This is a genomic window from Streptomyces sp. NPDC002463, from assembly GCF_042889835.1.
Taxonomy (GTDB): domain Bacteria; phylum Actinomycetota; class Actinomycetes; order Streptomycetales; family Streptomycetaceae; genus Streptomyces; species Streptomyces nymphaeiformis.
In genome coordinates, this window is record NZ_JBIARL010000005.1 from 254,959 (window position 1) to 277,993 (window position 23,035).

Annotated in this window: 24 protein-coding genes; 10 read left to right on the plus strand and 14 right to left on the minus strand. The window is 73.8% G+C overall.

The genetic code is table 11. The annotated features are described in order from the left end of the window. From ACFYX3_RS13340 to ACFYX3_RS13360, 5 genes are all read right to left on the minus strand, one after another. Nucleotides 1–765, minus strand: a complete 765-nt coding sequence (locus ACFYX3_RS13340) for an SDR family NAD(P)-dependent oxidoreductase (protein ID WP_389012079.1) — start codon at nt 763–765, stop codon at nt 1–3. A gap of 106 nt (nt 766–871) precedes the next feature. Continuing rightward, the gene (locus ACFYX3_RS13345) at nt 872–1,456 is read right to left on the minus strand and encodes a TetR/AcrR family transcriptional regulator (protein ID WP_389012082.1); all 585 of its coding nucleotides are present in this window, start codon (nt 1,454–1,456) and stop codon (nt 872–874) included. 37 nt (nt 1,457–1,493) lie between these two features. Further along, entirely contained in the window at nt 1,494–1,826 is a 333-nt protein-coding gene (nirD, locus tag ACFYX3_RS13350) for a nitrite reductase small subunit NirD (protein ID WP_389012085.1), read from the minus strand. Beyond that, complete coding sequence (gene nirB, locus ACFYX3_RS13355) at nt 1,823–4,357, minus strand: nitrite reductase large subunit NirB (RefSeq protein WP_389012088.1); 2,535 nt, start codon at nt 4,355–4,357, stop codon at nt 1,823–1,825. Before nirB ends, nirD begins: the two co-directional genes overlap by 4 nt. Then, on the minus strand, nt 4,354–5,553 hold the full coding sequence (locus tag ACFYX3_RS13360) for an NAD(P)/FAD-dependent oxidoreductase (RefSeq protein WP_385661762.1): 1,200 nt from the start codon (nt 5,551–5,553) through the stop codon (nt 4,354–4,356). Before ACFYX3_RS13360 ends, nirB begins: the two co-directional genes overlap by 4 nt. 403 nt (nt 5,554–5,956) lie before the next feature. Here ACFYX3_RS13360 and ACFYX3_RS13365 point away from each other — a divergent pair, with 403 nt between their 5' ends. The 3 genes from ACFYX3_RS13365 to ACFYX3_RS13375 are packed head-to-tail and all read left to right on the plus strand — an operon-like array spanning nt 5,957 to nt 8,337. After that, the gene (locus tag ACFYX3_RS13365) at nt 5,957–7,303 is read left to right on the plus strand and encodes a ferric reductase-like transmembrane domain-containing protein (protein WP_389012092.1); all 1,347 of its coding nucleotides are present in this window, start codon (nt 5,957–5,959) and stop codon (nt 7,301–7,303) included. Then, nucleotides 7,296–7,514, plus strand: a complete 219-nt coding sequence (locus ACFYX3_RS13370) for a hypothetical protein (RefSeq protein ID WP_389012095.1) — start codon at nt 7,296–7,298, stop codon at nt 7,512–7,514. Before ACFYX3_RS13365 ends, ACFYX3_RS13370 begins: the two co-directional genes overlap by 8 nt. Before the next feature lie 37 nt (nt 7,515–7,551). Then, on the plus strand, nt 7,552–8,337 hold the full coding sequence (locus ACFYX3_RS13375) for a sulfite exporter TauE/SafE family protein (RefSeq protein WP_389012098.1): 786 nt from the start codon (nt 7,552–7,554) through the stop codon (nt 8,335–8,337). Between the two features lie 4 nt (nt 8,338–8,341). On the opposite strand, the gene ACFYX3_RS13380 is transcribed toward ACFYX3_RS13375, so the two are convergent. The 4 genes from ACFYX3_RS13380 to ACFYX3_RS13395 all read right to left on the minus strand — a co-directional run bounded on the left by ACFYX3_RS13380 (nt 8,342) and on the right by ACFYX3_RS13395 (nt 10,322). Beyond that, nucleotides 8,342–8,983, minus strand: coding sequence for a class F sortase (locus tag ACFYX3_RS13380; RefSeq protein WP_382661284.1), 642 nt, complete (start codon nt 8,981–8,983; stop codon nt 8,342–8,344). Nucleotides 8,984–9,084: 101 nt separating this feature from the next. Beyond that, nucleotides 9,085–9,639 (minus strand): hypothetical protein, encoded by a 555-nt coding sequence (locus ACFYX3_RS13385; protein ID WP_389012101.1) that lies wholly within the window; start codon nt 9,637–9,639, stop codon nt 9,085–9,087. A 279-nt stretch (nt 9,640–9,918) separates the two neighbouring features. Further along, complete coding sequence (locus ACFYX3_RS13390) at nt 9,919–10,134, minus strand: hypothetical protein (RefSeq protein ID WP_389012104.1); 216 nt, start codon at nt 10,132–10,134, stop codon at nt 9,919–9,921. Beyond that, on the minus strand, nt 10,131–10,322 hold the full coding sequence (locus ACFYX3_RS13395; RefSeq protein WP_359515346.1) for a hypothetical protein: 192 nt from the start codon (nt 10,320–10,322) through the stop codon (nt 10,131–10,133). The genes ACFYX3_RS13390 and ACFYX3_RS13395 overlap by 4 nt, the downstream gene beginning before the upstream one ends. A gap of 324 nt (nt 10,323–10,646) precedes the next feature. Between ACFYX3_RS13395 and ACFYX3_RS13400 the strand changes: the two genes are divergently transcribed. Beyond that, a complete protein-coding gene (locus ACFYX3_RS13400; protein ID WP_389012108.1) occupies nt 10,647–11,531 on the plus strand; it encodes a helix-turn-helix domain-containing protein in 885 nt (294 codons plus the stop codon). A 12-nt stretch (nt 11,532–11,543) separates the two neighbouring features. Here the strand turns inward: ACFYX3_RS13400 and ACFYX3_RS13405 are convergent, their stop codons facing one another. Then, nucleotides 11,544–12,311: an aminotransferase class IV gene (locus ACFYX3_RS13405; RefSeq protein ID WP_389012111.1), complete on the minus strand. Its 768-nt coding sequence runs from the start codon at nt 12,309–12,311 to the stop codon at nt 11,544–11,546. A 99-nt stretch (nt 12,312–12,410) separates the two neighbouring features. Here ACFYX3_RS13405 and ACFYX3_RS13410 point away from each other — a divergent pair, with 99 nt between their 5' ends. Genes ACFYX3_RS13410 through cutA form a run of 3 tightly spaced genes read left to right on the plus strand, consistent with a single transcriptional unit; the run spans nt 12,411 to nt 16,731 of the window. Then, nucleotides 12,411–14,144 (plus strand): ABC transporter ATP-binding protein, encoded by a 1,734-nt coding sequence (locus ACFYX3_RS13410; RefSeq protein WP_389012114.1) that lies wholly within the window; start codon nt 12,411–12,413, stop codon nt 14,142–14,144. Then, nucleotides 14,141–16,015, plus strand: a complete 1,875-nt coding sequence (locus ACFYX3_RS13415; protein WP_389012117.1) for an ABC transporter ATP-binding protein — start codon at nt 14,141–14,143, stop codon at nt 16,013–16,015. Before ACFYX3_RS13410 ends, ACFYX3_RS13415 begins: the two co-directional genes overlap by 4 nt. Further along, nucleotides 16,012–16,731: a divalent cation tolerance protein CutA gene (gene cutA, locus ACFYX3_RS13420; protein ID WP_389012120.1), complete on the plus strand. Its 720-nt coding sequence runs from the start codon at nt 16,012–16,014 to the stop codon at nt 16,729–16,731. The genes ACFYX3_RS13415 and cutA overlap by 4 nt, the downstream gene beginning before the upstream one ends. Here cutA and ACFYX3_RS13425 read toward each other — a convergent pair. From ACFYX3_RS13425 to ACFYX3_RS13435, 3 genes are all read right to left on the minus strand, one after another. Further along, nucleotides 16,718–18,811, minus strand: coding sequence for a molybdopterin oxidoreductase family protein (locus ACFYX3_RS13425; RefSeq protein ID WP_389012123.1), 2,094 nt, complete (start codon nt 18,809–18,811; stop codon nt 16,718–16,720). The genes cutA and ACFYX3_RS13425 overlap by 14 nt on opposite strands. Nucleotides 18,812–18,912: 101 nt before the next feature. Beyond that, nucleotides 18,913–19,596, minus strand: a complete 684-nt coding sequence (locus ACFYX3_RS13430; RefSeq protein ID WP_376593716.1) for a vancomycin high temperature exclusion protein — start codon at nt 19,594–19,596, stop codon at nt 18,913–18,915. Between the two features lie 31 nt (nt 19,597–19,627). Further along, nucleotides 19,628–20,350 (minus strand): aquaporin, encoded by a 723-nt coding sequence (locus tag ACFYX3_RS13435; RefSeq protein ID WP_389012126.1) that lies wholly within the window; start codon nt 20,348–20,350, stop codon nt 19,628–19,630. Nucleotides 20,351–20,426: 76 nt separating this feature from the next. Here ACFYX3_RS13435 and ACFYX3_RS13440 point away from each other — a divergent pair, with 76 nt between their 5' ends. Continuing rightward, the gene (locus ACFYX3_RS13440) at nt 20,427–21,128 is read left to right on the plus strand and encodes a hypothetical protein (protein WP_389012129.1); all 702 of its coding nucleotides are present in this window, start codon (nt 20,427–20,429) and stop codon (nt 21,126–21,128) included. A 23-nt stretch (nt 21,129–21,151) separates the two neighbouring features. Here ACFYX3_RS13440 and ACFYX3_RS13445 read toward each other — a convergent pair whose 3' ends face one another. Beyond that, the gene (locus ACFYX3_RS13445; protein WP_389012132.1) at nt 21,152–21,985 is read right to left on the minus strand and encodes a class II glutamine amidotransferase; all 834 of its coding nucleotides are present in this window, start codon (nt 21,983–21,985) and stop codon (nt 21,152–21,154) included. Nucleotides 21,986–22,171: 186 nt separating this feature from the next. Here ACFYX3_RS13445 and ACFYX3_RS13450 point away from each other — a divergent pair, with 186 nt between their 5' ends. Both ACFYX3_RS13450 and ACFYX3_RS13455 read left to right on the plus strand, forming a co-directional pair. Next, nucleotides 22,172–22,339, plus strand: coding sequence for a hypothetical protein (locus ACFYX3_RS13450; RefSeq protein WP_389012135.1), 168 nt, complete (start codon nt 22,172–22,174; stop codon nt 22,337–22,339). Next, complete coding sequence (locus tag ACFYX3_RS13455) at nt 22,336–23,031, plus strand: sirohydrochlorin chelatase (protein WP_389012138.1); 696 nt, start codon at nt 22,336–22,338, stop codon at nt 23,029–23,031. The genes ACFYX3_RS13450 and ACFYX3_RS13455 overlap by 4 nt, the downstream gene beginning before the upstream one ends. Nucleotides 23,032–23,035: the final 4 nt, after the last annotated feature.

Here is a 23,035-nt window from a genome sequence, read left to right on the forward strand (position 1 = left end):
TCAGGCCGAGACGCCGCCGTCGATCACCAGGTCCGCGCCGACGGCGGAGCCCGCGTCGTCCGACGCGAGGTACAGCACCGCCGCCGCCACCTCGGCCGCGGACGAGATGCGGCCGAGCGGCGACTCCGCCTTCATCCGGACCTCCCGCTCGGCCTCCGTCTCGCCGGGCCGCAGCGACATCGTGGACTCCGCTGCTCCGGGGCTGACCGCGTTGATCCGGACCCCGTCGCCGATGTGGTCCAGGGCCGCGGCCCTGGTGAGCGCCGAGACGGCCGCCTTGGAGACCTGGTAGCCGAAGACCCCGGGGATCCGGACGTGCGGGCCCAGGTTGGACGCGATGTTCACGATGGCCCCGCCACCGTTCGCCCGCATGTGGGCGACCTCGGCCTGGAGGGCGTGCAGCACCCCCGTGACGTTGATGTCGAGCAGCGCCTGCCAGTCCTCCAGGGGGAAGTCGGCGGCGCTGTGGCCGCCGCCCCGGAAGACCCCCGCGTTGTTCACGGCGACGTCCAGGCCGCCGTACAGCTCGACCGTGCGCCGGACCAGCTCCCTGGTGGACTCGGCGCTGGACACGTCGGCGGCGACCGCGGCGGCGGTGCCCCCGGCGGCCTCGATCAGGGCGACCGTCCCGTCGAGGGACTCCGTCGTACGGCCGGCGACGACGACCTTCGCGCCCTCGGCGGCGAAGGCGAGCGCGATGGCCCGGCCGAGACCGGAACCGGCGCCGGTGACGAGGACGGCGCGGTCGGTGAAGCGTGCGGACATGGTGGGCCTTTCCGGTACAGGAGAGTGAAGAGTGAACTTGACCGTACGTTCCAATATGAGGTCCGAAGAAAGGGCGCCCCCCGTGGGCGCCCGTTCCTCGGTCTCCTCAGTCCAGCAATGCCAGGGCCTGCTCCGCCGCGTCCCTGACCAGGCCCGGCTCGCCCGACACCTTGCCGACCACCCGGATCCCCTGGAGCAGGACGAGCAGCATCCGGGCCAGGGCCCGCGGGTCCCGGTCGGCCGGGAGCTCGCCCCCGGCCCGCGCCCGGGCGAGCGCCCCGTGCAGGAGCGTCTCGATCTGCTCCCAGCTGAGCTCCACCCGCCGGGCGACCATCGCGTCGTGCGGTCCCAGCTCCGCCGCCGAGTTGGTGACGAAACAGCCGTTCAGGCGCTCCCCATCCACCGCCGCCTCGGCGGCGAAGCGGCGGACCAGGGCCCGCACGGCGGGCAGGGCCGGGCCCGGCGCGGACAGCTCCTCGACGATCTGCGGGTCGCGGGTCTCCAGGTAGCGGTCCATCGCCTTCAGGTACAGCTCGTGCTTGTTGCCGAAGGTCGCGTAGATGCTGGCGCGGCCGATGCCGAGGCGCTCCACGAGGTCCGACATCGTCGTCGCCTCGTAGCCGCGCGCCCAGAACAGTTCGAGCGCTGCCTGGAGCGCGGCCTCGGGGTCGAATTCCTTGGTCCTGGCCACGAGATGACCGTACGACTGTCTGGAACGACCGGTCAAGTTACTTCAGGCGGACCGGATACACCGCCACCGTCACCTCGTCGTCGTCCAGGCACCGGCCCGTCTCCAGGTCGAAGCGCTGCTTCAGGAGCGGCGAGGCCACGAACGCCCGCCCGCCCGCCGAGCCGACGAGCCCCCGGGACAGCACCTGCGCACCCGTGAACGGATCGCGGTTGTCGATCGCGTACGTCCGCCCCGACCGGTCCCGGAAGAGCGCCGCCTGCCGGCCGTCCGGAAGGAGCGCCGCCACGCCCCGGCCCGGGGTCAGCCGGGCCTCCTCGCAGACGGCCATCCAGGAGTCGGGGGAGAGGGAGAGTTCGAGTGTGGTCGTCATCGGGAGGTGGCCCCTTCCAGCGTTCCGATCGTGAGAATCGTGAGGTCCGGCTTGATCTGGTCGCGCTCCGGCACGAACCGGACCGACGGGTCCGGCGCCCCCGGCGCGTTCACGAAGGAGACGAAGCGCCGCAGCCGCTCCGGGTCGTCCAGCGTCTCGGCCCACTCGTCGCGGTAGTCGGCGACGTGCGCGGCCATCAGCGCCTCCAGCTCCTCGCAGAGCCCGAGCGAGTCGTGCACCACCACGTCCCTGAGGTGGTCGAGCCCACCCTCCAGGCGCTCCAGCCAGGTCGACGTCCGCTCAAGACGGTCCGCCGTCCGGATGTAGAACATCAGGAACCGGTCGATGAGGCGGATCAGTTCGGCGTCCGAGAGGTCCTGGGCGAGCAGGTCCGCGTGGCGCGGGGTCGCACCGCCGTTCCCGCCGACGTACAGGTTCCAGCCGTTGGCCGTCGCGATGATCCCGAAGTCCTTCGACTGCGCCTCCGCGCACTCGCGGGCGCAGCCCGAGACCGCCGACTTCAGCTTGTGCGGGGCGCGCAGGCCGCGGTAGCGCAGCTCCAGCCGGATCGCCGTCTTCACGGAGTCCTGGACGCCGTAGCGGCACCAGGTCTGCCCGACGCAGGACTTCACCGTGCGCAGCGCCTTGCCGTACGCGTGCCCCGACTCGAAACCCGCGTCGACCAACCTGGTCCAGATCGAGGGGAGTTGGTCCACCCGGGCGCCGAAGAGGTCGATCCGCTGACCTCCGGTGATCTTCGTGTAGAGCCCGAAGTCGCGGGCCACCTCGCCGATCACGATCAGCTTGTCCGGGGTGATCTCGCCGCCGGGGATGCGCGGCACCACCGAATAGGAGCCGTTGCGCTGCATGTTGGCGAGGAAGTGGTCGTTGGTGTCCTGGAGGGAGGCCTGCTCGCCGTCGAGGATGTAGCCGCCAATGCCGAGTGCCGGGGCGAGGGAGGCCAGGATGGAGCCGACGGTCGGCTTGCAGACCTCGCAGCCCTCGCCGCCCCGCGCCTCCTCCCGGCCGTGCGAGTCGAGCAGCGCGGCGAAGGAGGTGAGGCGGAGGGTGCGGGCGATCTCGTACAGCTCGCTCCGGGTGTACGAGAAGCAGCCGCAGAGCCCCTTGTCCGTGGCGGCCGGCAGCAGCTTCTCGATCACCTTCACGCAACTGCCGCAGCCCGTACCGGCCTTGGTGCACTTCTTCACCTCGGGCAGGCTCGTGCACTGGCCGATCTCGTGCTTGGTCACGTTGTGGCAGGAGCAGATGACGGCGTCGTCCGGCAGCGCGGACGGGCCGAGCGCGACCGGGGCACCCGCGCCCGCCGGGAGCACCAGCTGCTCGGGCGAGACCGGTGGCACGGTGCCGGTGAGCGGGCGGAGCAGTCCGTACTGCTCGGCGTCGCCGACCAGGACACCGCCGAGCAGCACGCCGTCGGCGGAGACCACCAGCTTCTTGTAGACGCCCGAACGCGAGTCGGAGTACACGACGTCGAGACAGTCCCCGGCCGTCCCGTGCGCGTCGCCGAACGAGGCCACGTCCACACCGAGCAGCTTCAGCTTGGTCGACATGTCGGCGCCCGTGAAGCCGTCCCCGGCCTCCTCGTCGGCGATCGCGGCCGCCGCCGTCTGCGCCATCTCGTAGCCCGGCGCGACCAGGCCGTACACCCGGCCGTCCGAGGCCAGCGCGCACTCGCCGATCGCGAAGACCGCGGGGTCGGAGGTCCGGCACAGTTCGTCCACGGCGATGCCGCCGCGCTCGCCGACGTCCAGGCCGCAGTCGCGGGCCAGCTGGTCCCGGGGCCGTACGCCCGCCGAGAAGACGACCATGTCCGTGGCCAGTTCGGAACCGTCCGACAGCTTCATGGCCGTCACGGCGCCGTCCGCCGTCACGACCTCCTGCGTGCCCGTGCCCGTGTGGACGGTCAGACCCATCTTCTCGATCGTGCGGAGCAGGGCCGCGCCGCCGCCCTCGTCGACCTGCACCGGCATCAGACGCGGCGCGAACTCCACGACGTGCGTGTCGAGTCCCAGGCCCTTCAGGGCGCCCGCCGCCTCCAGACCGAGCAGACCGCCGCCGACGACCGCACCGGTCTTCGCCGTCTTCGCGTACTCCTCGATCGCGAGGAGGTCCTCGATCGTCCGGTAGACGAAACAGCCCTCGGCGTCCCTGCCGGGGACGGGAGGCACGAAGGGGTACGAGCCGGTGGCGAGGACGAGCGTGTCGTACGCGAAGACCCGCCCGGAGCGGGCGGTGACGGTCCGTGCCTCCCGGTCGATCGTCTCGGCCGGGTCGCCGACGTACAGCTCGATGCCGTGCTTCTCCATGAACCCGGCCTCGACCATCGACAGGTCGTCCGGGGTCTTCCCCGAGAAGTACGAGGTCAGCTGCACGCGGTCGTAGGCCGGGCGCGGCTCCTCGCAGAGGACCACGATCCTGGCCCGCTCGGTGACGCCACGGTCGGCGAGCGCCTCCAGGAACCGCTGGCCGACCATTCCGTGGCCGACCAGGACGATGGTGGGAGTGGTCATGAGGAGCCTCCGTCGTGGGTGAGCAGGTGGAGCAGGGGGGCCTCGTCGGGCAGGGCCTCGTCGCCCTCCCAGGCCCTTGCGAGCGCGCCGACCGCGGCCAGGTCGCCGAGGAGAACGCCCCCGACGAGCCGGTCCCCGCGGACGACGACCTTCCGGTACGCGCTCCGGGTCGCGTCGGCGAGCTGCACGACGTCGTCACCGGGGCGGGCGGTGACCTCACCGAACGCGGCGAGGTCCAGGGGCCTGGAGCCGCGGAGGGTGAGGCGGGTGAGGGCGCGGGTGCCGGTGTAGCGGACGTCGGCGGCCGCCTCGGCGAGAAGCGCGTCCGCCAGGACGTCCGCCTGTTCCAGTGCCGGGCCCGCCAGGCCGTACACCCGCCCCGCATGCTCCGCGCAGTCGCCGATCGCGTGGATGTACGGGTCCGAGGTGCGGAGGGAGTCGTCGACGACGATGCCCGTCGCGACGTCCAGGCCCGCCTCGCGGGCCAGGGCGACCCGGGGGCGGACCCCGCACGCGAGGACGACGACCTGGGCGTCGAGGACGAAGCCGTCGGCGAGTTCGACCGCCGTGACGGCGCCGTCCCGCTGCCGCAGGCCGCTGACCCGGCACTCGGTGTGCACCTCGACCCCGAGGGCCTCGACGTGCTCCCGGAGCAGCGCCGAGGCGTGCTCGTCGAGCTGGCGTTCCATCAGGCGTTCGCCCTGCTGGGTGAGGACGACGTCCGCGCCGCGTTCGGCGAGGGCCCGCGCGGCGGAGACGCCGAGGAGTCCGCCGCCGATGACGACGGCCCGTACCCCGGGCCGTACGAGCGCGTCGAGCGACAGGCAGTCGTCGAGGGTGCGGAAGGGGTGGACCCCGGCCGGGAGCGCCGCGCCGCGCAGTCCGCGCAGCGGTGGGAGGACCGGGTTGGAGCCGGTGGCGAGGACGAGCCGGTCGTACGCGACGAGCGTGCCGTCCGCGCACGTGACCGTCCGTGCCGCCCGGTCGATGCGCACCGCCCGCGCCCCGAGCCGTACCGGCTCGCGGGTCCCGGGCAGGGCGATCACCTCGGGGGCGTACCGTCCGGCGAGGACGTCGGCGAGCAGCACCCTGTTGTACGGGGCGTGCGGCTCCTCGCCGAGGAGGGTGACGGGCAGGCGCTGGGCGAGCCGGGCGCCCGCCGTTCCGCCCCCGACCACCACGATCCGTGTACTCATACCGGAAGGGTGCGGGGCCGGTGTTACCCGTCGGGATCCCGACTGTTTCCCGCACGGAACGCTGATCTCCGCCGGGGGCGGGGCGCGCTGTGAGGCCGGTCGGGAGCCGTGTGAGGCCCGGTGTGTGGCCGCACGAGACCGGGCGCGGGGCGCTGTGAGGCCGGGGTCGGGTGCCGCGTGAGCCCCGGGGCCGGTCCCTTGAGGCCCGGCCGGGACCCGCGCGAGACGCGGGGCGGACCCGTGTGAGCCCGGTGCGGGACCCGCGTGAGTCCCAGGGTCTGAACCCCCCTTCACCCCGCCGGGATTAACGCGCGGTCAGTCTCGGCTCAAGCCCGGCTTAAGGATCCCGGGTACGGGCCGGAGCGGGGCGTTCCCGCATACGGGGCGCCCTAGGGTGCCGGTCGTGACCACCGAGGCCCGCCATCACCCGCTCCCCGCCGCCCCGCGGCTCGCCCCCGACCGGCTGCGGGACGCGATCGTCGCGGGTGCCGGCGCGGTCACCTTCCTGTGGGGCGTCCAGGCCCGCCCGTCCGCCCGGCTCGACGCGTTCTGCGCGACCGGCGCCCATCTCACCGGCCTCCTCGCCGGGTACGGCGTTCTCGTCCTGCTGCTGCTCATGGCCCGCGTCCCGGCCGTCGAGCACGGCGTCGGCGCGGACCGGCTGGCCCGCTGGCACGCCCTCGGCGGGCGGTACGTCCTCGGCCTGATCGGCGCCCACGCCGTCCTCGCCCTCTGCGGTTACGCCGCGTACACCCGTACCGACCTCGTCACCGCCACCGGGGACCTCCTCGCGTACGGGGCGATCGCCGCCGCCACCGCCGGCACCGTCCTGTTCGTCGCCGTCGGCGTCACCTCGGCCCGGGCCGTCCGCCGCCGGGTCCGGCACGAGACCTGGCGGGCGGTCCACCTCGGTGCCCTCCTGGCCGCCGCGCTCGGCTTCGTCCACCAGCTCGCCGGCCCCGACCTCGCCGGCGGTCTCCTCACCCGCTGGCTCTGGGCGATGGCGCACGGCACCGTCGCCGTCCTCCTCGTCTGGTACCGGATCGTCGTCCCCGTCCGTGCCGCGCTCCGCCACGAGCTGCGGGTCGCCGAGGTCCGCGAGGAGGGCCCCGGGGTCGTCTCCGTCCTCGTCCGGGGCAGGGGAGTGGCGCTCCTCGGCGCCGAGCCCGGCCAGTTCTTCCGCTGGCGCTTCCTCCACCCCGGGCTCTGGTCGACCGCCCTCCCGTTCTCCCTCTCCGCGCCCGTCCGCGACGACACCCTGCGGATCACCGTGAAGGCCCTCGGCGACCACACCCGCCGCATCCGCCGCCTCCGCCCCGGCACCCGCGTCCTCGCCTCCGGCCCCTTCGGCGCGCTCACCGCGCACCGCCGCACCCGCCGCAAGGTCCTGCTGCTCGCCGGCGGGGTCGGCATCACCCCGCTGCGCGCCCTCTTCGAGACCCTGCCCGGCGGGCCCGGCGACGTGACCCTCCTCTACCGGGCCTCGGACGCGACCGGTCTCGTCCTGCGCGCCGAGCTGGAGTCCATCGCCCGCGAGCGGCGGGCCGCCCTGCACTTCCTGCTCGGCCCCTCGGACAGCGCCTTCGACCCCCTCGCGCCGCGCGCCCTGCGCCACCTCGTGCCGGGGCTCGCCGGTCATGACGTGTACCTGTGCGGGCCGCCCGCGATGGCCCGCGCCGCGACCGCCTCCCTGCTCAGGGCCGGGGTGCCGGCCTCCCGTATCCACAGCGAGGACTTCGACCATGCCTAGACACGGCGCGCCCGGCCCCTCCACGCCCAGACACGGCGCGCCCCGCCCCTCCGTGGCGCTCGCCCGGCGGCGGCTCGCCGCCGCCCTGCTCGGCACGGGGGCGCTCGCCGCGACCCTCCTCACCGCCGTCGTCACCCCGGCGGCCCCGCCCGCCCCCGACCGCGACCCGGGCGCCGCAAGCTCAGAAGCAGCTCAACGATCAGGAGATTGATGGACGGGGCAACGATCCCGTCCCTAGGCTCACGGCCATGCCCGACATCTCGCTGACCACCCTTGTCCTGCTCTGTCTCGCCGCGCTCGTGGCCGGCTGGATCGACGCCGTGGTGGGCGGTGGCGGGCTGCTCCAGCTGCCCGCCCTGCTGCTCGGTCTCCCGCACGTCCCCGCCGCGCACATCCTCGGCACCAACAAGGCCGTCTCGATCGTGGGCACCACCGGAGCCGCCGTCACCTACCTCCGCAAGGCGCCCGTGCCGGTGTGGACGGCGGTACGGGTCGGGCTCGCCGCGCTCCTCGGCTCCATGGCCGGCGCCTTCTTCGCGGCCGGGATCAGCAGCGAGGTCCTGCGCCCGGTGATCATGGTGGTGCTGCTCGCCGTCGCGGCCTTCGTGATGCTGCGGCCCTCCTTCGGCGTGCGGCCCGAGGGGGAGGACCGGGCGCCGCTGACCCGGGCGCGGATCGTGACCGCGATCGTGGTCGTCGGCGGCGGGATCGGCTTCTACGACGGCCTGTTCGGGCCGGGCACCGGCACCTTCCTGGTCCTCGCGCTGACCGCGGTGCTCCACCTGGACCTGGTGACCGCCTCCGCCACCGCGAAGATCGTGAACGTCTGCACCAACGCGGGCGCGCTCGCGATGTTCGCGTACCAGGGCAGTGTGTACTGGCAGCTCGCGGCCGTCATGGCCGTGTTCAACCTCGTCGGCGGGACGATCGGGGCCCGGATGGCGCTGAGCAAGGGCGCCGAGTTCGTCCGCGGGGTGCTGCTCGTCGTGGTGCTCTCGCTGGTCGCGAAGCTGGCCTTCGACCAGTGGTCGTAGGGCCCTAACCCGCCGCGGACTTCGCCACGGGCCTCACGCCGATCAGGTGGCCGAAGGCGACCACGTTCCCCTGGTAGCCGTTCTTCTTCGAGAAGCCGCCGCCGCAGGTGATCACCCGGATCTCGGCCCGGTCGGCCTCGTCGTACACCTTCCGGTCCGGGAAGTTCTTGTTGTCGTACACCTCGATCGCGTCGACCGTGAAGACGGCGGTCCGCCCGTCCTCCCGGTCCACCTCGATCCGGTGGCCCTTCTTGAGCGCGCCGAGCGTGTAGAAGACGGCGGGCCCGTCGGCGTTGTCGACGTGGCCGGCCACGATCGCGGTGCCCTTGGCGCCGGGCGTCGTGCCGTCCCCGTACCAGCCGGCCATGTTCCGGTCCGAGGCCGGCGGCACGTCGAGCGCGCCGTTCTCCGCGAGGCCGAGCCGCATCACGGGGGCGTCCACGTCGGTCTCGGGGATCCGCAGCCGGACCGGCGCCGAGGGCGGCAGCGGGTCGGCGGCGGCGTCGGTGTGCACGCTCGGCCCGGCGGCGAAGGCCTGCGCGGCCGACGGCACGGGCGGGGTGACGTCCGCCGAGCCGTTGTGGACGAGCCAGAGTCCGACGCAGGCGGCCGCGGCTATGCCCCAGCCCTTGGTCCTGTTGCTCACCTGGGTTCCCTCGATCGCTTCGTGCGTGTGGCCCTGGGATGTGGCCCTGCCCCCGCCGGGCCGTGTACGGGCACGCGGCGGGGGCAGGACAGGCGGTGTTCTCAGTGGCTCCGCGCGCCGCTCGCCCGGCGCCGCAGGAGCCAGACACCGCCGACGGCAGCCGCGGCCAGCACCGCCGCGCCCGCCGTGATCTGGGCGGTGTCGGGGCCGACGCTGCCCCCGACACCGGTCTGGACGTGGCCGCTCGGCCCGCGGTGCTTGACCATCAGCTCACCGCGGGCGGTCTTGCCGTTGTCGCAGGCCACGCTGATCCCGTAGGAGCCGGCCTTGACGTGCTCCGGCACCTCGAACCGTCCGACCACGACCTCCTTGTGCGTGCTCGGGTTCAGCTGGAACTCGCCCGCGCCGAGCGAGTTCGCGTCCCCGACGCCGTGCCCGTGCTTGCCGCAGGCGAGCGTGTTCACGGTGACGGTCTCGCCCGGGGACGCGGACGACGGGAAGATCTCCAGCGACTCGTGACTGCCGCTGTTCGCGTACGAGCTCTCGCTGTTCGAGTTCCAGTCTTCGTTGCCGGCGTACGCCGCGGGGGCGGCGAACGCCCCGATCGCGGCGACCGTCAGCGCGGTACCGGTGAACAGGCGGGCAGTGGTGCGCATGGGGGTCCTCCGGGGCGCGCGAGCGGTCATGCAGGCTGGTCCTCCCGGGAGGGACATCCCGGAGCCGGACCTTCTGAGACCGAGATAAGAGCCACGCCGCGCCCCCCGCCTCCTGATGAGGCATCAGGATTGCTCCGTCCGATACGGAGTGTCGCCTGGATTCCGGACGTTTCCGCAGGTCAGAAGGGTGTGCGGGTCGTCACCTGGCGGCCCGTGCCGAACGGGTGATCACGCGAGGGGCCGGGGCACCCGACGGTGCCCCGGCCCCTCGCCGGCGCGTCAGCCGCGGTCCGCCCCGCAGCCGGAGTCCGGCGGCATGCAGCCGGTCGGCCGGCCGGTGGACCCCACCGCCGCGTGCCGACATCGCCGGCATTCGTGCAGGACCAGGACGAGACGCTCCCCGGCGCAGCCCACGGCGGGCGAGGTGTACGTCCGGTGCGGCGTCGCCACGGCGCACCTGGGGCAGTCGAGCATCCGCTCGTCACCGGCCGTCATCGCCCCGCCCTTCCGGCGCCGCCCCGGGTGCCGGACCCGAGGGCGGCGAGGGTGCCGAGGAGCAGCCACGCCTCCTCCGGGGTTCCCGCGCTCGTCGCGGGAGAGAGCACCAGGATGATGCCGAGGACGAGCGAGGCGAGGAACGCGGCGCTCTTGACCGGAAGGTCTACTCTGAGATCGACGAACACGGGATTCTCCCTTGTGCTTGGTCGGAAGGCCGCCCCTGCTCCTGCCGGATGCGAAGGGGCGGCCTCGGCCGTTTCTTCTGCGGGTGCGGTCGGTCAGGTCACATGCGACGTCCTCCTCTCCGCCCGGCCGCCCGTCGCGGGCCGGCTCGATGTGCCGAGTGTGGAACCGCCCGGAAGGCCGGACAATGGCTGGAAGACACGCGTAGACCTGTACGGACGCGGGGTGACGCCCTCCGAGGTCTGTCAACTTCTGTGAAGCTGAAGGAAAATGACGGACCATCGGAGACGACTCGGGAACGTCCTGCGACGCGAAGGGCACCGCTCATGACCAACACGTCCTCCTCGCCGCCCCCGCACGGCCCGCAGGCCCGCTTCGCCGCCGAGCTGCGTGAACTGCGCCGACAGAACCTCACCAAGCCGACGCTGGACGCGCTCGGGCGGTCGATGGGGTGTGCCCGCAGCAACGTGTCGCTGATCCTGAGCGGCCGGCGCTTCCCCTCGTGGGAGCACATGTGCGCGCTCGTCGAGGCCCTCGGTGGGAACCCGGCCGACTGGCGGGACCGCTGGCTCGGCGCCCGGCGCGAGATCGAGGAGGCCGGCCGGGCGGGCGATGCCGGGCCGGCCGCCCCGCCGCCCCTCCCGTTCGACCCGTCCGTGCTCGCGGGCGGGGAGGCGCTGCCCGGGATCCACTGGTACAAGGACAACCGCGAGTTCTACGAGGCCGCGGCCGAGCGGGTGAGGAGCGCCCGTTCGGAGATCCGGGTCACGTACACCCGCCGCTACCCGCCGGACCAGACGAGCACGAACGCCTCCCGCGAGTACTTCAGGTCGGTCCTGGACTGGGCCGCCGCCGACAGCGAGGACGAGCGCGCCGTGCGCCGGATCATCGGGCTGCCCGAGCGGGAAGGGGTCCCGGACAAGGACGTGCTGGCCTGGGTCCGGCGACATCACGAGGAGGCCGAGGGCATCCTCAACTACGAGGCCGCCGTGCTGCGGTGGACCGCTGCCGCCGACGGCCTCAACATGGCATTGATCGACGACAGCGTGGCCTTCCTGGCCTTCTCCGGCGGGTCCCGGCAGCGGCTCAACGGCTTCAGCGTCGAGCACCCCAGGTTCATGGGCTACTTCGCCGCCCACTTCGACCAGCTCTGGGTCGCGCTCCCGTCGCTCGCCCATTACCTGGAGGAACTCCCCGACGGGCAGCGCTGAGCCCGGGGTCCACTACGGCCGGATCTCGTCCCCCTCCACCGCCCCGTACGCCGCGAACACCCGCCCCATCAGGTCCTCGTCCACCGGGAACGTCACCTCGTCGATCGCCGTCACGGGGGCGATCGTCCGGGAGTTGGTCACGAAGGCGGCGCGGAAGCCGGGGAGGTCGGCCAGGGTGACCGGGCGGCGGGTCGAGTTCAGGCGCGGTTCCAGGAGGGCCATGGTGATGCCCGCGAGGCAGGGTGCCGACGGCCAGGTCACCGAAGTGCCGTCCCAGAAGGCGATGTTGGTGACGGCGCCCTCGGCGATCTCACCGTACGGGGAGGTCAGCAGGGCCTCGTCGTAGCCCGCCCGCCGGGCCGCCTCGCCGTGGTAGCGCTGGCCGAAGCCGCCCAGGTGCTTGATGTGCGGCGCGGGCCGCCAGTAGTCGACGGTGGTCAGGCGCTGCGGGGCGCCCGGGCCGTCCGGGGCCGGGTCGGCGACGGTCACGACGGTGCGGACGCCCGGGTAGACGTACACCCGGACCGAGGCGTCCCGCCGCCCGGCGTTCGCGAGGGCCCCGGCGACGAGCTCGCGGACCCGCTTGCCGTCCAGCTCCGTGCCGAAGAGCTCGCGGGTCGAGCGGTCGAGGCGGTCGAGGTGCAGGGCGAGGCCCTTCGTGCGCCCGTCCCGTACCTGCATCGCCGTGAAGTGGCCGTACCCGGTCAGGAGGGCGGCGAGGAGCCCCGGATCGGTCGCGGGCGTTCCGTCGATCTCGGTGTGCGGGAGAGGTGTCGTCATGCCCTCACCGTACGGCGCCCGGACGGCACTTGAGCCTGACGGAGCTTCGAGGATGCGCCTCTTGACCTCAAGCAAGCTTGAGGTATCACGATCATCCGCATGCTGTTCCGACTGCTCGCACCCCGCCTCCGGCCCTACCGCCCCCTCCTCGTCCTCCTCGTCGCCCTCCAGCTCGTCCAGACCCTCGCCTCCCTCGCCCTGCCCACCCTCAACGCCGGCGTCATCGACGAGGGCGTCCTGCGCGGGGACACCGGCCGCGTCCTCAGCGGCGGCGCCGCCATGATCGCCGTCACCCTCCTCCAGGCCGCCGCGGCCGCCGCCGCCACCTACACCGGCGCCAAGGCCGCCATGGGCGTCGCCCGCGACCTGCGCTCCGAGGTGTTCCGCCGGGTCCAGGACTTCTCCGCCCGGGAACGCGGACGCTTCGGCGCCGCGTCCCTCATCACCCGGACCACCAACGACGTCCAGCAGATCCAGACGTTCACCGTCCTCGTCCTCACCATGCTGGCCGCCGCCCCGCTGCTCTGCGCCGGCGGGCTCGTCATGGCCCTGCGCCAGGACGTGCCGCTCGCGCTGGTCCTGCTCCTCTTCGTGCCCGTGATGACCGGCGCGGTCGGCACCGTCGTCCTGCGCATGCGGCCCCTCTTCCGCGGCATGCAGGAGCGCGTCGACCGCGCCAACCGCGTGCTGCGCGAGCAGATCACCGGCGTCCGGGTCGTCCGCGCCTTCGTCCGCGACCGGCACGAGCGGGCACGGTTCGCCGGAGCCAACGACGAACTCCTCACCGTCGGCCTCAAGGCCGGCAGGCTCCAGGCCCTCATGTTCCCCACGGTCCTGATCGTCTGGCAGCTGACGACCGTCGCCCTCGTGTACGTCGGCGCCCACCGCATCGACGCCGGAGCCCTGCAGCCCGGCGGCCTCGTCGCCTTCCTCGGCTACCTCCTCCAGACCTCCATGTCCGTGATGATGGTCCTCTTCCTCCTCATGCACATGCCGCGCGCCGAAGCCGGCGCCGAACGCGTCCGCGAAGTCCTCGACACCCGCTCCTCCGTCACCCCGCCCGCCCAGCCCGTCCGGACCCTCCCCGGCCCCGGCCGCCTCGACCTCGCCGGCGTCGGCTTCCGCTACCCGGGCGCCGAGGAGTCCGTCCTCCACGACGTCGGACTCGTCGCCCGCCCCGGCGAGACCACCGCCGTCATCGGCTCCACCGGCAGCGGCAAGTCGACCCTCCTCGGCCTCGTCCCCCGGCTCTTCGACGCCACCGACGGCGAGGTCCTCGTCGACGGCGTCGACGTCCGCGCGCTCGACCCCGCCCTGACGGCGAGGACCGTCGGACTCGTCCCCCAGAAGCCGTACCTCTTCTCCGGGACGGTCGCCACCAACCTCCGGTACGGCAGGCCCGACGCCACCGACGAGGAGCTCTGGCACGCCCTGGAGGTCGCCCAGGCCGCCGACTTCGTACGCGAGCTCGACGACGGCCTCGACGCGCCCGTCTCCCAGGGCGGCACCAACTTCTCCGGCGGCCAGCGCCAGCGCCTCGCCATCGCCCGCGTGCTCGTCGCCCGCCCCCGCCTCTACCTCTTCGACGACTCCTTCTCCGCCCTCGACCCCCGCACCGACGCCCGGCTCCGCACCGCCCTGCGCGCGGAGACCGCCGACGCGACCGTCGTCATCGTCGCCCAGCGCGTCTCCACCATCCGGCACGCCGACCGGATCGTCGTCCTCGACCGCGGCCGCACCGTCGGCACCGGCACCCACACGTCCCTCATGCGGGACAACCCCACCTACCGGGAGATCGTCCTCTCCCAGCTCACCGAGGAGGAAGCCGCATGAGCACGGCGACCGCGACCCGCGCCCCGAGCCCCGCGAAGGCCCCCGCCCGCACCGGCCCCCCGCCGCAGCGCGGCCCCGGCCTCGCCACCCCCTCCCTCGAACGCTCCCTCTCCTTCCGCTCCTCCGGCCTCCGCCTGCTGCGCACCCTCGCCCCCGACCGGGCCCGGCTGCTCGCGGTCCTCGCCGCGGGCGCCGCCGCCGTCTCCCTCTCCGTCCTCGGCCCCCTCCTCCTCGGCCGCGCCACCGACCTCGTGATCACCGGAGCCACCGGCCCCGCCGGCGTCGACTTCGCCGCCGTCGGCCGGATCCTCGCCCTGTCCGTGGTCGTCGTCACCGGCTCCTCCGCCCTCACCTGGGTCCAGCTGCGGATCGCCACCACCGTCGTCCAGCGGGCCGGGCACCGGCTCCGCGCACAGGCCCAGCGCAAACTCGCCAGGCTGCCCCTCACCTACCTCGACGGGCAGCCGCGCGGCGAGGTCCTCTCCCGCACCACCAACGACATCGACAACATCACCCAGACCCTCCAGCAGGCCTTCAGCCAGATGACGCGCGCCCTGCTCACCCTGGCCGGGGTCCTCCTGATGATGTTCTGGATCTCCCCGCTGCTCGCCCTCGTCGCCCTCGCCACCGTGCCCGTCTCGGTCGCGGTCGCCGCCTTCGTCGGCAAGCGCGCCCAGCCGCAGTTCGTGAAGCAGTGGGCCGTCACCGGACGGCTCGGCAGCCACGTCGAGGAGATGATCACCGGTCACACCGAGGTCGTCGCCTTCGGCCGCCGCGCCGAGGCCGTGCGCCGCTTCGACGAGCTCGGCGAGGAGCTCTACCGGGCGAGTTTCCGCGCCCAGTTCGTCTCCGGCTTCATCCAGCCCGCCCTGACCTTCGTCGGCAACCTGAACTACGTGTTCGTCGCCGTCGCCGGCGGCCTGCGGGTGGCGAGCGGCACCCTGACCGTCGGCGACGTGCAGGCCTTCATCCAGTACTCGTACGACTTCAACGGCCCCATCACCCAGGTCGCCGCCATGGCCAACCTCCTCCAGTCCGGAGTGGCCTCCGCGGAGCGGGTCTTCGACCTCCTCGACGCCGAGGAGGAGTCCCCGGAGCCGGCGGAGCCCCGCAGGCCCGCCGAGCTGCGCGGCCGGGTCTCCTTCGAGCAGGTCGCCTTCCGCTACGAGGACGGCAGGCCGCTCATCGAGGACCTGTCGCTCACCGTGGAGCCGGGACGGACCGTCGCCATCGTCGGCCCCACCGGCGCCGGCAAGACGACCCTCGTCAACCTGCTGATGCGGTTCCACGAGGTGACGGGCGGCCGGATCACCCTCGACGGCGTCGACACCGCCGCGATGACCCGCGAGGAGCTGCGCTCCGCCACCGGCATGGTCCTCCAGGACACCTGGCTCTTCGGCGGCACCATCGCCGACAACATCGCCTACGGAGTGCCCGGAGAGGTCTCCCGCGAGCGGATCGTCGCCGCCGCGAAGGCCGCCCGCGCCGACCGCTTCGTCCGCACCCTGCCCGCCGGCTACGACACCGTCCTCGACGAGGACGGCGGCGGCCTCAGCGCCGGCGAGAAGCAGCTGGTCACCCTCGCCCGCGCCTTCCTCTCCGACCCGGTGATCCTCGTCCTCGACGAGGCCACCAGCTCCGTCGACACCCGCACCGAACTCCTCGTCCAGCAGGCCATGACCTCCCTGCGCGCCGGCCGCACCAGCTTCGTCGTCGCCCACCGGCTCTCCACGATCCGGGACGCCGACACGATCCTGGTGATGGAGAACGGCTCCATCGCCGAGCAGGGCGGCCACGAGGAGCTGCTCGCCGCCGGCGGAGCCTACGCCCGGCTGCACGCGGCGCAGTTCGCCCGTACGGTGGAGACGTGATCGTCACCGTCCGCACCACCACCGACGCGCGCGCCAAGGCAGACGCCCTGGCGCGCGGCGCCGTCGAGGCCCGGCTCGCCGCCTGCGCGCAGATCAAGGGGCCCGTCACCTCCGTCTACCACTGGCACGGGGCGATCGAGACCGCCGAGGAGTGGCAGGTGGAGTTCAAGACCACCGAGGCCCGCTACCAGGCCCTGGAGGCGCACCTCCTCGCCGCCCACGACTACGAGACGCCCGAGATCGTCGCCACCCGGGCGGCCCGCGTCGGCGAGGGGTACGCCCGCTGGGTCGAGGAGGAGACCGCGGGGGCCGCCGAGGTCGAGGCCCCGGTGGGCGACGAGCGGCCGTTCTTCGTGTACGGGACGCTGCGCCCCGGCGCGTACAACCACGACCGGTTCCTCGCAGGCCGGATCGGCACCGAGGCGGACGCCGTGCTGCACGGGGCGGTCCTGTACGACGGGCCCGGCTATCCGTACGTCGTCCCGGCGGCCGACGGCAAGGTGGTCGGCACGCTCCTCACGCCCTCGCCCGGCGACTACAGCGACCTGTTCGGACTGCTCGACCGCCTGGAGCTGCCCGTCGGCTACGAGCGGGTGGCGATGGACGTCGTACGGGTACGGGACGGGGCGCGGGTGTCCGCCTGGGTGTTCCTGGCGGCCCCGGACGCGCCCCTCGGCCCGGTCATCGAGAGCGGCGACTGGTTCATGCGCCCCTAGGGAGCGGCTCCAGGCGTACCGCGCACACCTTGAACTCGGGCATCCGCGAGACCGGGTCGAGCGCCGGGTTCACCAGCGTGTTCGCCCGCCCCTCCCCGTACCAGTGGAAGGGCATGAAGACGGTGTCCGGACGGATCGACGCCGTGATCCGCGCCGGGGCGACGGCCCGCCCGCGCCGCGACACCACCGCGAGGTCCTCGCCCTCGGCGACCCCGAGCCGCTCGGCGAGCCGGGGGTGGAGCTCCACGAACGGGCCGGGCGCCGCCGCGTTCAGCTCGTCGACCCGCCGGGTCTGCGCCCCCGACTGGTACTGGGACACGACCCGGCCGGTGGTCAGGACGACCGGATAGTCGGCGTCCGTCTCCTCGGCCGCCGCCCGGTGCACCACCGGCACGAACCGGGCCCGCCCGTCCGCCGTCGCGAACCGGTCGAGGAAGAGGCGCGGGGTGCCCGCGTGCTCCTCGTCCGGGCACGGCCAGAACACGCCCTTCTCCTCCTCGATGCGGCGGTAGCTGATGCCCGCGTAGTCGGCGGGTCCGCCCGCCGAGGCGCGGCGCAGCTCCTCGAAGACCTCCTCCGGGTCGGCCGGGAAGCCCTTCTCCCAGCCGAGCAGTCCGGCCAGCGCGTGCAGCACCTCCAGGTCGCTGCGCACGCCCGGCGGCGGGGTGAGGGCGCGGCGGCGCAGCAGCACCCTGCCCTCCAGGTTGGTCATGGTCCCGGTCTCCTCCGCCCACTGGGTCACGGGCAGGACGACGTCGGCGAGCGCGGCGGTCTCGGAGAGCACGACGTCGGCGACGGCGAGGAAGTCGAGCGACCGCAGCCGCCCCTCGACGTGCGCGGCGTGCGGGGCGGAGACCACCGGGTTGGAGCCCATGAGGAGCAGGGCCCTGACGTCCTGGCCGAGGGCGTCGAGGAGTTCGTACGCGCTGCGGCCCGGCCCCGGCAGGGAATCCGGCGCCACGCCCCACACCCCGGCGACGTGTTCCCGGGCGGCCGGGTCGTCGAGCTTGCGGTAGCCGGGCAGCTGGTCGGCCTTCTGGCCGTGCTCGCGGCCGCCCTGGCCGTTGCCCTGGCCGGTGAGGCAGCCGTAGCCGCTCAGCGGCCGGCCCGCCCTGCCGGTGGCGAGGCACAGGTTGATCCAGGCGCCGACGGTGTCGGTGCCCTTGGACTGCTGCTCGGGCCCGCGCGCGGTCAGCACCATGGAGCTGTCGGCGTCGCAGAACAGCGCGACGGCCTCCCGCAGCCGGGGCACGGACACGCCGGTGATCCGCTCGACCTGCTCGGGCCAGTGGGACATGGCCCCGGCGCGGGCGTCCGCCCAGCCGTCGGTGCGGGTGGCGACGAACTCCTCGTCCACCCGCCCCTCGGCCACCACCAGGTGCAGCAGGCCGAGGGCGAGCGCGAGGTCGGTGCCGGGGCGCGGCGCGAGGTGCAGATCGGCCTGCTCGGCGGTGCGGGTGCGGCGCGGGTCGACGACGATCAGCTTCCCGCCGTTCTCCCTCAGCTCCGTGAGGTAGCGCAGGGCGGGCGGCATGGTCTCGGCGAGGTTGGAGCCGACGAGGATCACGCAGCCGGTCCTCGGGATGTCCTCCAGCGGGAAGGGGAGTCCCCGGTCGAGGCCGAAGGCCCGCTGGTGGGCGGCCGCGGCGGAGGACATGCAGAAGCGGCCGTTGTAGTCGATCTGCGAGGTGCCGAGGACGAGCCGGGCGAACTTGCCGAGCGTGTACGCCTTCTCGTTGGTGAGACCGCCGCCGCCGAAGACCCCCACGGCATCGGGACCGTGGTCGGCGCGGGTCCGGCGCAGCCCGTCGGCGACGGCGGCGAGCGCCTCCTCCCAGGACGCGGGCTCCAGGGCCCCCGTGTCAGGGCGTCGGACGAGGGGCCCGACGAGCCGGACCCGGGAGGAGAGCACGGAGGGGGCGGTACGGCCCTTGCCGCACAGCGCGCCCCGGTTGACGGGGAAGTCGGTCCGCTCGACCACCTCGGCGGGCAGCTCCGGGGCGCCGGTGGGGCGGAGCGACATGCCGCACTGCAGGGCGCAGTAGGGGCAGTGGGTGGGGACGGTGGCGACGTCGGACATGCGGCCAGCATGGGTCGGACGTGTTACGCGGGGCGGCGCGGAGTATTACGGGCGGGGTGCGAGGCCCTCTGCGCGCGGCGGGCCGCGAGGTGAGGCCCGGTCTACTTCCGGGCCGACGCCAGCGCCTCCGTGACGCCCTTCTCCTTCGGGCCCAGGAAGTGCGGGTCGGGGCGCAGGCCGGCGTCGAGGGCGGCCTTGCCCGCCGCGAAGAGCTCGCGGGTCGTGCCGTAGTACCAGGTCCGGTCGTGGGGTTCGGCGACCCCGACGCCGTACGCGTCGACGCCGGCGCGGTCGCACAGGGCGACGGCCCGCTTGATGTGGAAGTCCTGGGTGACGAGGACGGCCCGGTCGACGCCGAAGACCTTCCGGGCGCGGACGCAGGAGTCCCAGGTGTCGAAGCCCGCGTAGTCGCTGACGATCCGGCCGTCCGGCACCCCGCGCGCGGTCAGGTAGGCGCGCATGGCGCTCGGCTCGTCGTACGCGGTCCGGCTGTTGTCGCCGGTGACGAGGAGGACCCGGACCTTGCCCGTGCGGTACAGCTCGGCGGCGGTGTCGAGCCGGTGCGCGAGGTACGGGGTCGGACGCCCGTTCCACAGGCCGGCGCCGAAGACGACGGCGACGTCCCGGGCGGGCACGTCGGCGACGGTACGGAGCTTCCCGGCGGCGGCGGTCTGCATCCAGGTGGCCGGGGCGAGCGCGAGGACGGCGCCCAGCATCACGGCCTGGACGGTGCGGCGGCGGGCCCGGGTGGTGCGGGGGATCAACCGGGTGAGCCGTGCCGGCATGCGGGAACCTCCGTGGTGGGGCTGCGTTCTGTCACCCCGTCCGACGCGCTTCGGCGGCGTTCGGTTCGCCGGACGCGCCGCCTGTTCCGTACAACACACCCGCGAGGCCCATCCCGAGCAGCATGCCGAGCAGCTGCGCGGCGGCGAACGCGGGCACGGACGCGGGGGCGATGCCGGTGAAGGAGTCGGAGAAGGAGCGGCCGAGGGTGGCGGCCGGATTGGCGAAGGAGCCGGAGGAGGTGAACCAGATGGCCGCGCCGATGTATCCGGCGACGGCGACCGGGGCGAGACCGGGGCGGCCGATGTGCCGCAGGCCCTGCACGACGAGGACGAGTCCGGCGGTGGCGACGGCCTCCCCGAGGAGCAGGTGGAGGGAGGAGCGCGGCTCGGTGGCCCAGGCGCCGGGCGCCCGCCCGAACATCGCCTCGGCGAGGAGGGCGCCGGTGACGGCCCCGGCGAGCTGGGCGGCGATGTAGGCGAGGACGTCGCGCCCCTTGCTCTCGTGGCGCCGGGACCACCACTCGGAGAGCGTGACGACGGGGTTGAAGTGGGCACCGGAGAGCGGGCCGATGAGGGCGATCAGCAGGCCGAGGCCGAGGGCGGACGCGGCGGCGTTGGCGAGCAGCCGGACGCCGGTGTCCTGGCTCAGGGAGTCGGCGCGGATGCCGGAGCCGACGACGACGGCGACGAGGGAGGCGGTGCCGATGAACTCGGCTGCGGCGCGCCGGGGGAGCGCGGGCGGGGACATTCTCATAACGGAAAAGATATTCCGTGATTCGGAAGGAAAAAAGAGGGGAGGGGAGGGGCGACACCCTCGTACGATCGCGCCCATGATCATCGATGACGTCCTCGGGGACGCGGTCCGCAACAACGCCGAGTGGTGCCAGGCCATGTGCCGCGCCCACGGCCTCACCGGAACCTTCGGTCCTCGCGCCTGGACCAGCGCCGTCCGCACCCCCCTGTACTACCCGGACGCGGTGACGCTGACCGAGGACGCGGGGGCGGCGGACCTCCTGAGCGGCATCGACCGCACGACCCCCGGCGCCTCGGTCAAGGACAGCCACGCGCGCGTGGACCTGACCGCCGAGGGCTTCCGCCTCCTCTTCGAGGCGAGCTGGATCCACCGTCCGGCCGGACTCGCGGTCCCCGCCGCCCCCGGCGACTGGCGCCCGGTCCGCACCCCGGAGGAGCTCGCGGCCTGGGCCATGGCCTGGAGCGGCGACGACGCCGAGGACGCGGAGCTCTTCCGCCCGGAGCTCCTCGCGGATCCGGCGACGACCGTCGTCGCGGGGTACGGGGACGACGGCCGGATCCTCGGCGGCGGCGTCCTCAGCGCGAGCGCCCGCGTCACGGGCGTCTCCAACCTGTTCGCCACGGACGGCACGGACCCGTCCGCCGTGTGGGCGGGCGTCCTCGCCTCGGCCCCCGGGGACCGCCCGGCCGTCGGCTACGAGTCGGGCGACGACCTGCCGCCGGCCCGCGAGGCGGGCTTCAGGGAGCTGGGACCGCTCCGGGTCTGGCTGGGCGTGTAGCAGGCACCGCTCCCGTGGCGGCGTCACGCCGCCACGGGAGCGAACCGGTGCAGCTCGTCGTTCCCCGGCTGGACGACGCCGTAGCTGTTCTCCGGCACCTCGTTCCACGCGCCGGGCAGGTCCCCGAGCGGCTCGGAGACGACGAGACGCGACTCGTCCGACACGTGCCGCAGGAACCCGATGTCCGGGTGGAGCCTGCGCAGGGCGTCCACCCGGCTGCTGTAGAACAGCGAACGGGAGGCGCGCGCACTGGAGTAGCGGAAGACCCAGACGCGCTCGCCGTCCGTGAGGGCGAGCGTCATCTGGAGCGGGAACTCCACCCCGTGGTCCCGGCCGACCCGCTCCACCACGCCCGCCATCCTGGCGACGGCGGCGGGCGGGTCCTGGTCGAGCCCGTACGTGAGCGCCAGGTAGAACATCACCTCGGAGTCCGTGGTGCCCTCGATGTCGGGGTACAGCCCCGGGTCGACGAGCATCGAGAGTTCACGGCGCATGCGGGGGAACCCCTCGACGGCGCCGTTGTGCATGAACATCCAGCGGCCGTGCCGGAAGGGATGGCAGTTCGACTGCTGCACGGCCGTCCCGGTCGACGCCCGGATGTGGGCGAAGAACAGCGGCGACCGGACGTGGTCGGCGAGCTCCCGCAGGTTCCAGTTGTTCCAGGCGGGGCCGACGTCCCGCAGCAGCGCGGGGGTGTCGTTGTGCGCCGAGTACCAGCCGACTCCGAACCCGTCGCCGTTGGTGGTCTCCACGCCCAGCTTGGAGTGCAGGCTCTGGTCGATCAGCGAGTGGGCCGGCTTGTACAGGATCGTGTCGAGCAGGACGGGCGTCCCCCAGTACGCGAGCCATCGGCACATGCGCGATCACCTGGTCCCTGCCGGATCCGCGGGCGCCGTCCGCACCCCGTCCGGCCCTCCCATTCTCGGCGCCCTCCGCGCGGGGTGCCACCGGCACACGCGCGGTCCGGCCGGCGTGAGGGGGGCGCCAAAGACACGTCACGCGTCCGAAACGGCCAGGCAACGCGGCCCCGCGACGATCGGCGCATGACGGACCCGGACAGCGCGTTCGCCCCCGCCGCGGGCCTGCTCGGCAGGATCGCCGGACGGCTCACGGCACGACTGGCCGAGGTGCGTCCGTACGGCCGCCGGCAGGAGAAGTACCAGAAGCCCGAGCAGCACCAGACGTCCGAAGAGGAGGCCCAGCGCCCATGACCGACGCCCCCGCCCTCGTCGCCGTGGGCCACGGCAGCCGTGACCCGCGGGCCCGGGCCACCCTCGCCCGGCTCCTCGACCGGGTCCGGGAGCTGCGCCCCGGGCTCGACGTGCGGCTCGCGCACATCGAGATCGACAGCCCCCGGGTCGAGGACGTCCTCGCCGCCGACGGGGACGTCGTCCTCGTCCCCCTCCTCCTCGCCCCCGGCCACCACGTCACCCACGACCTGCCGGCCGCCGCGGCAGGAGTGGGCGCCCGCGTCGCCGAACCCCTCGGCGCCCATCCCCTCCTCGTCGAGGCCCTGGTCGACCGGCTCGTCCAGGCGGGCTGGAGCGAGGGCGGAGGCGACGGCGTCGTCCTCGCCTCCGCCGGGTCCCGCGACCCCCGTTCCCGCGCCGTGATCCGGGAGATCGCCGCCCTCCTCGGCGAGCGTCTCGGCGGAGTGCCCGTCGTCCCCGCGTACGCCTCCGCCGCCGCCCCCACCGTCCCCGACGCCGTCCGCGCCCTCGAAGCCCGCGGTCGCCGCGTCGCCGTCGCGTCCTGCTTCACCGCCCCCGGCCTCTTCGCGGCCCGCGTCGCCGCCGACGCCCCCTGGATCGCCTCGGACCCGCTGGGCGCCCACCCGGCCCTCGCCCGGCTGGTCCTCCACCGCTACGACACCGCCCGCGTGAGGGAACTCGCCACCGTCTGAGCTC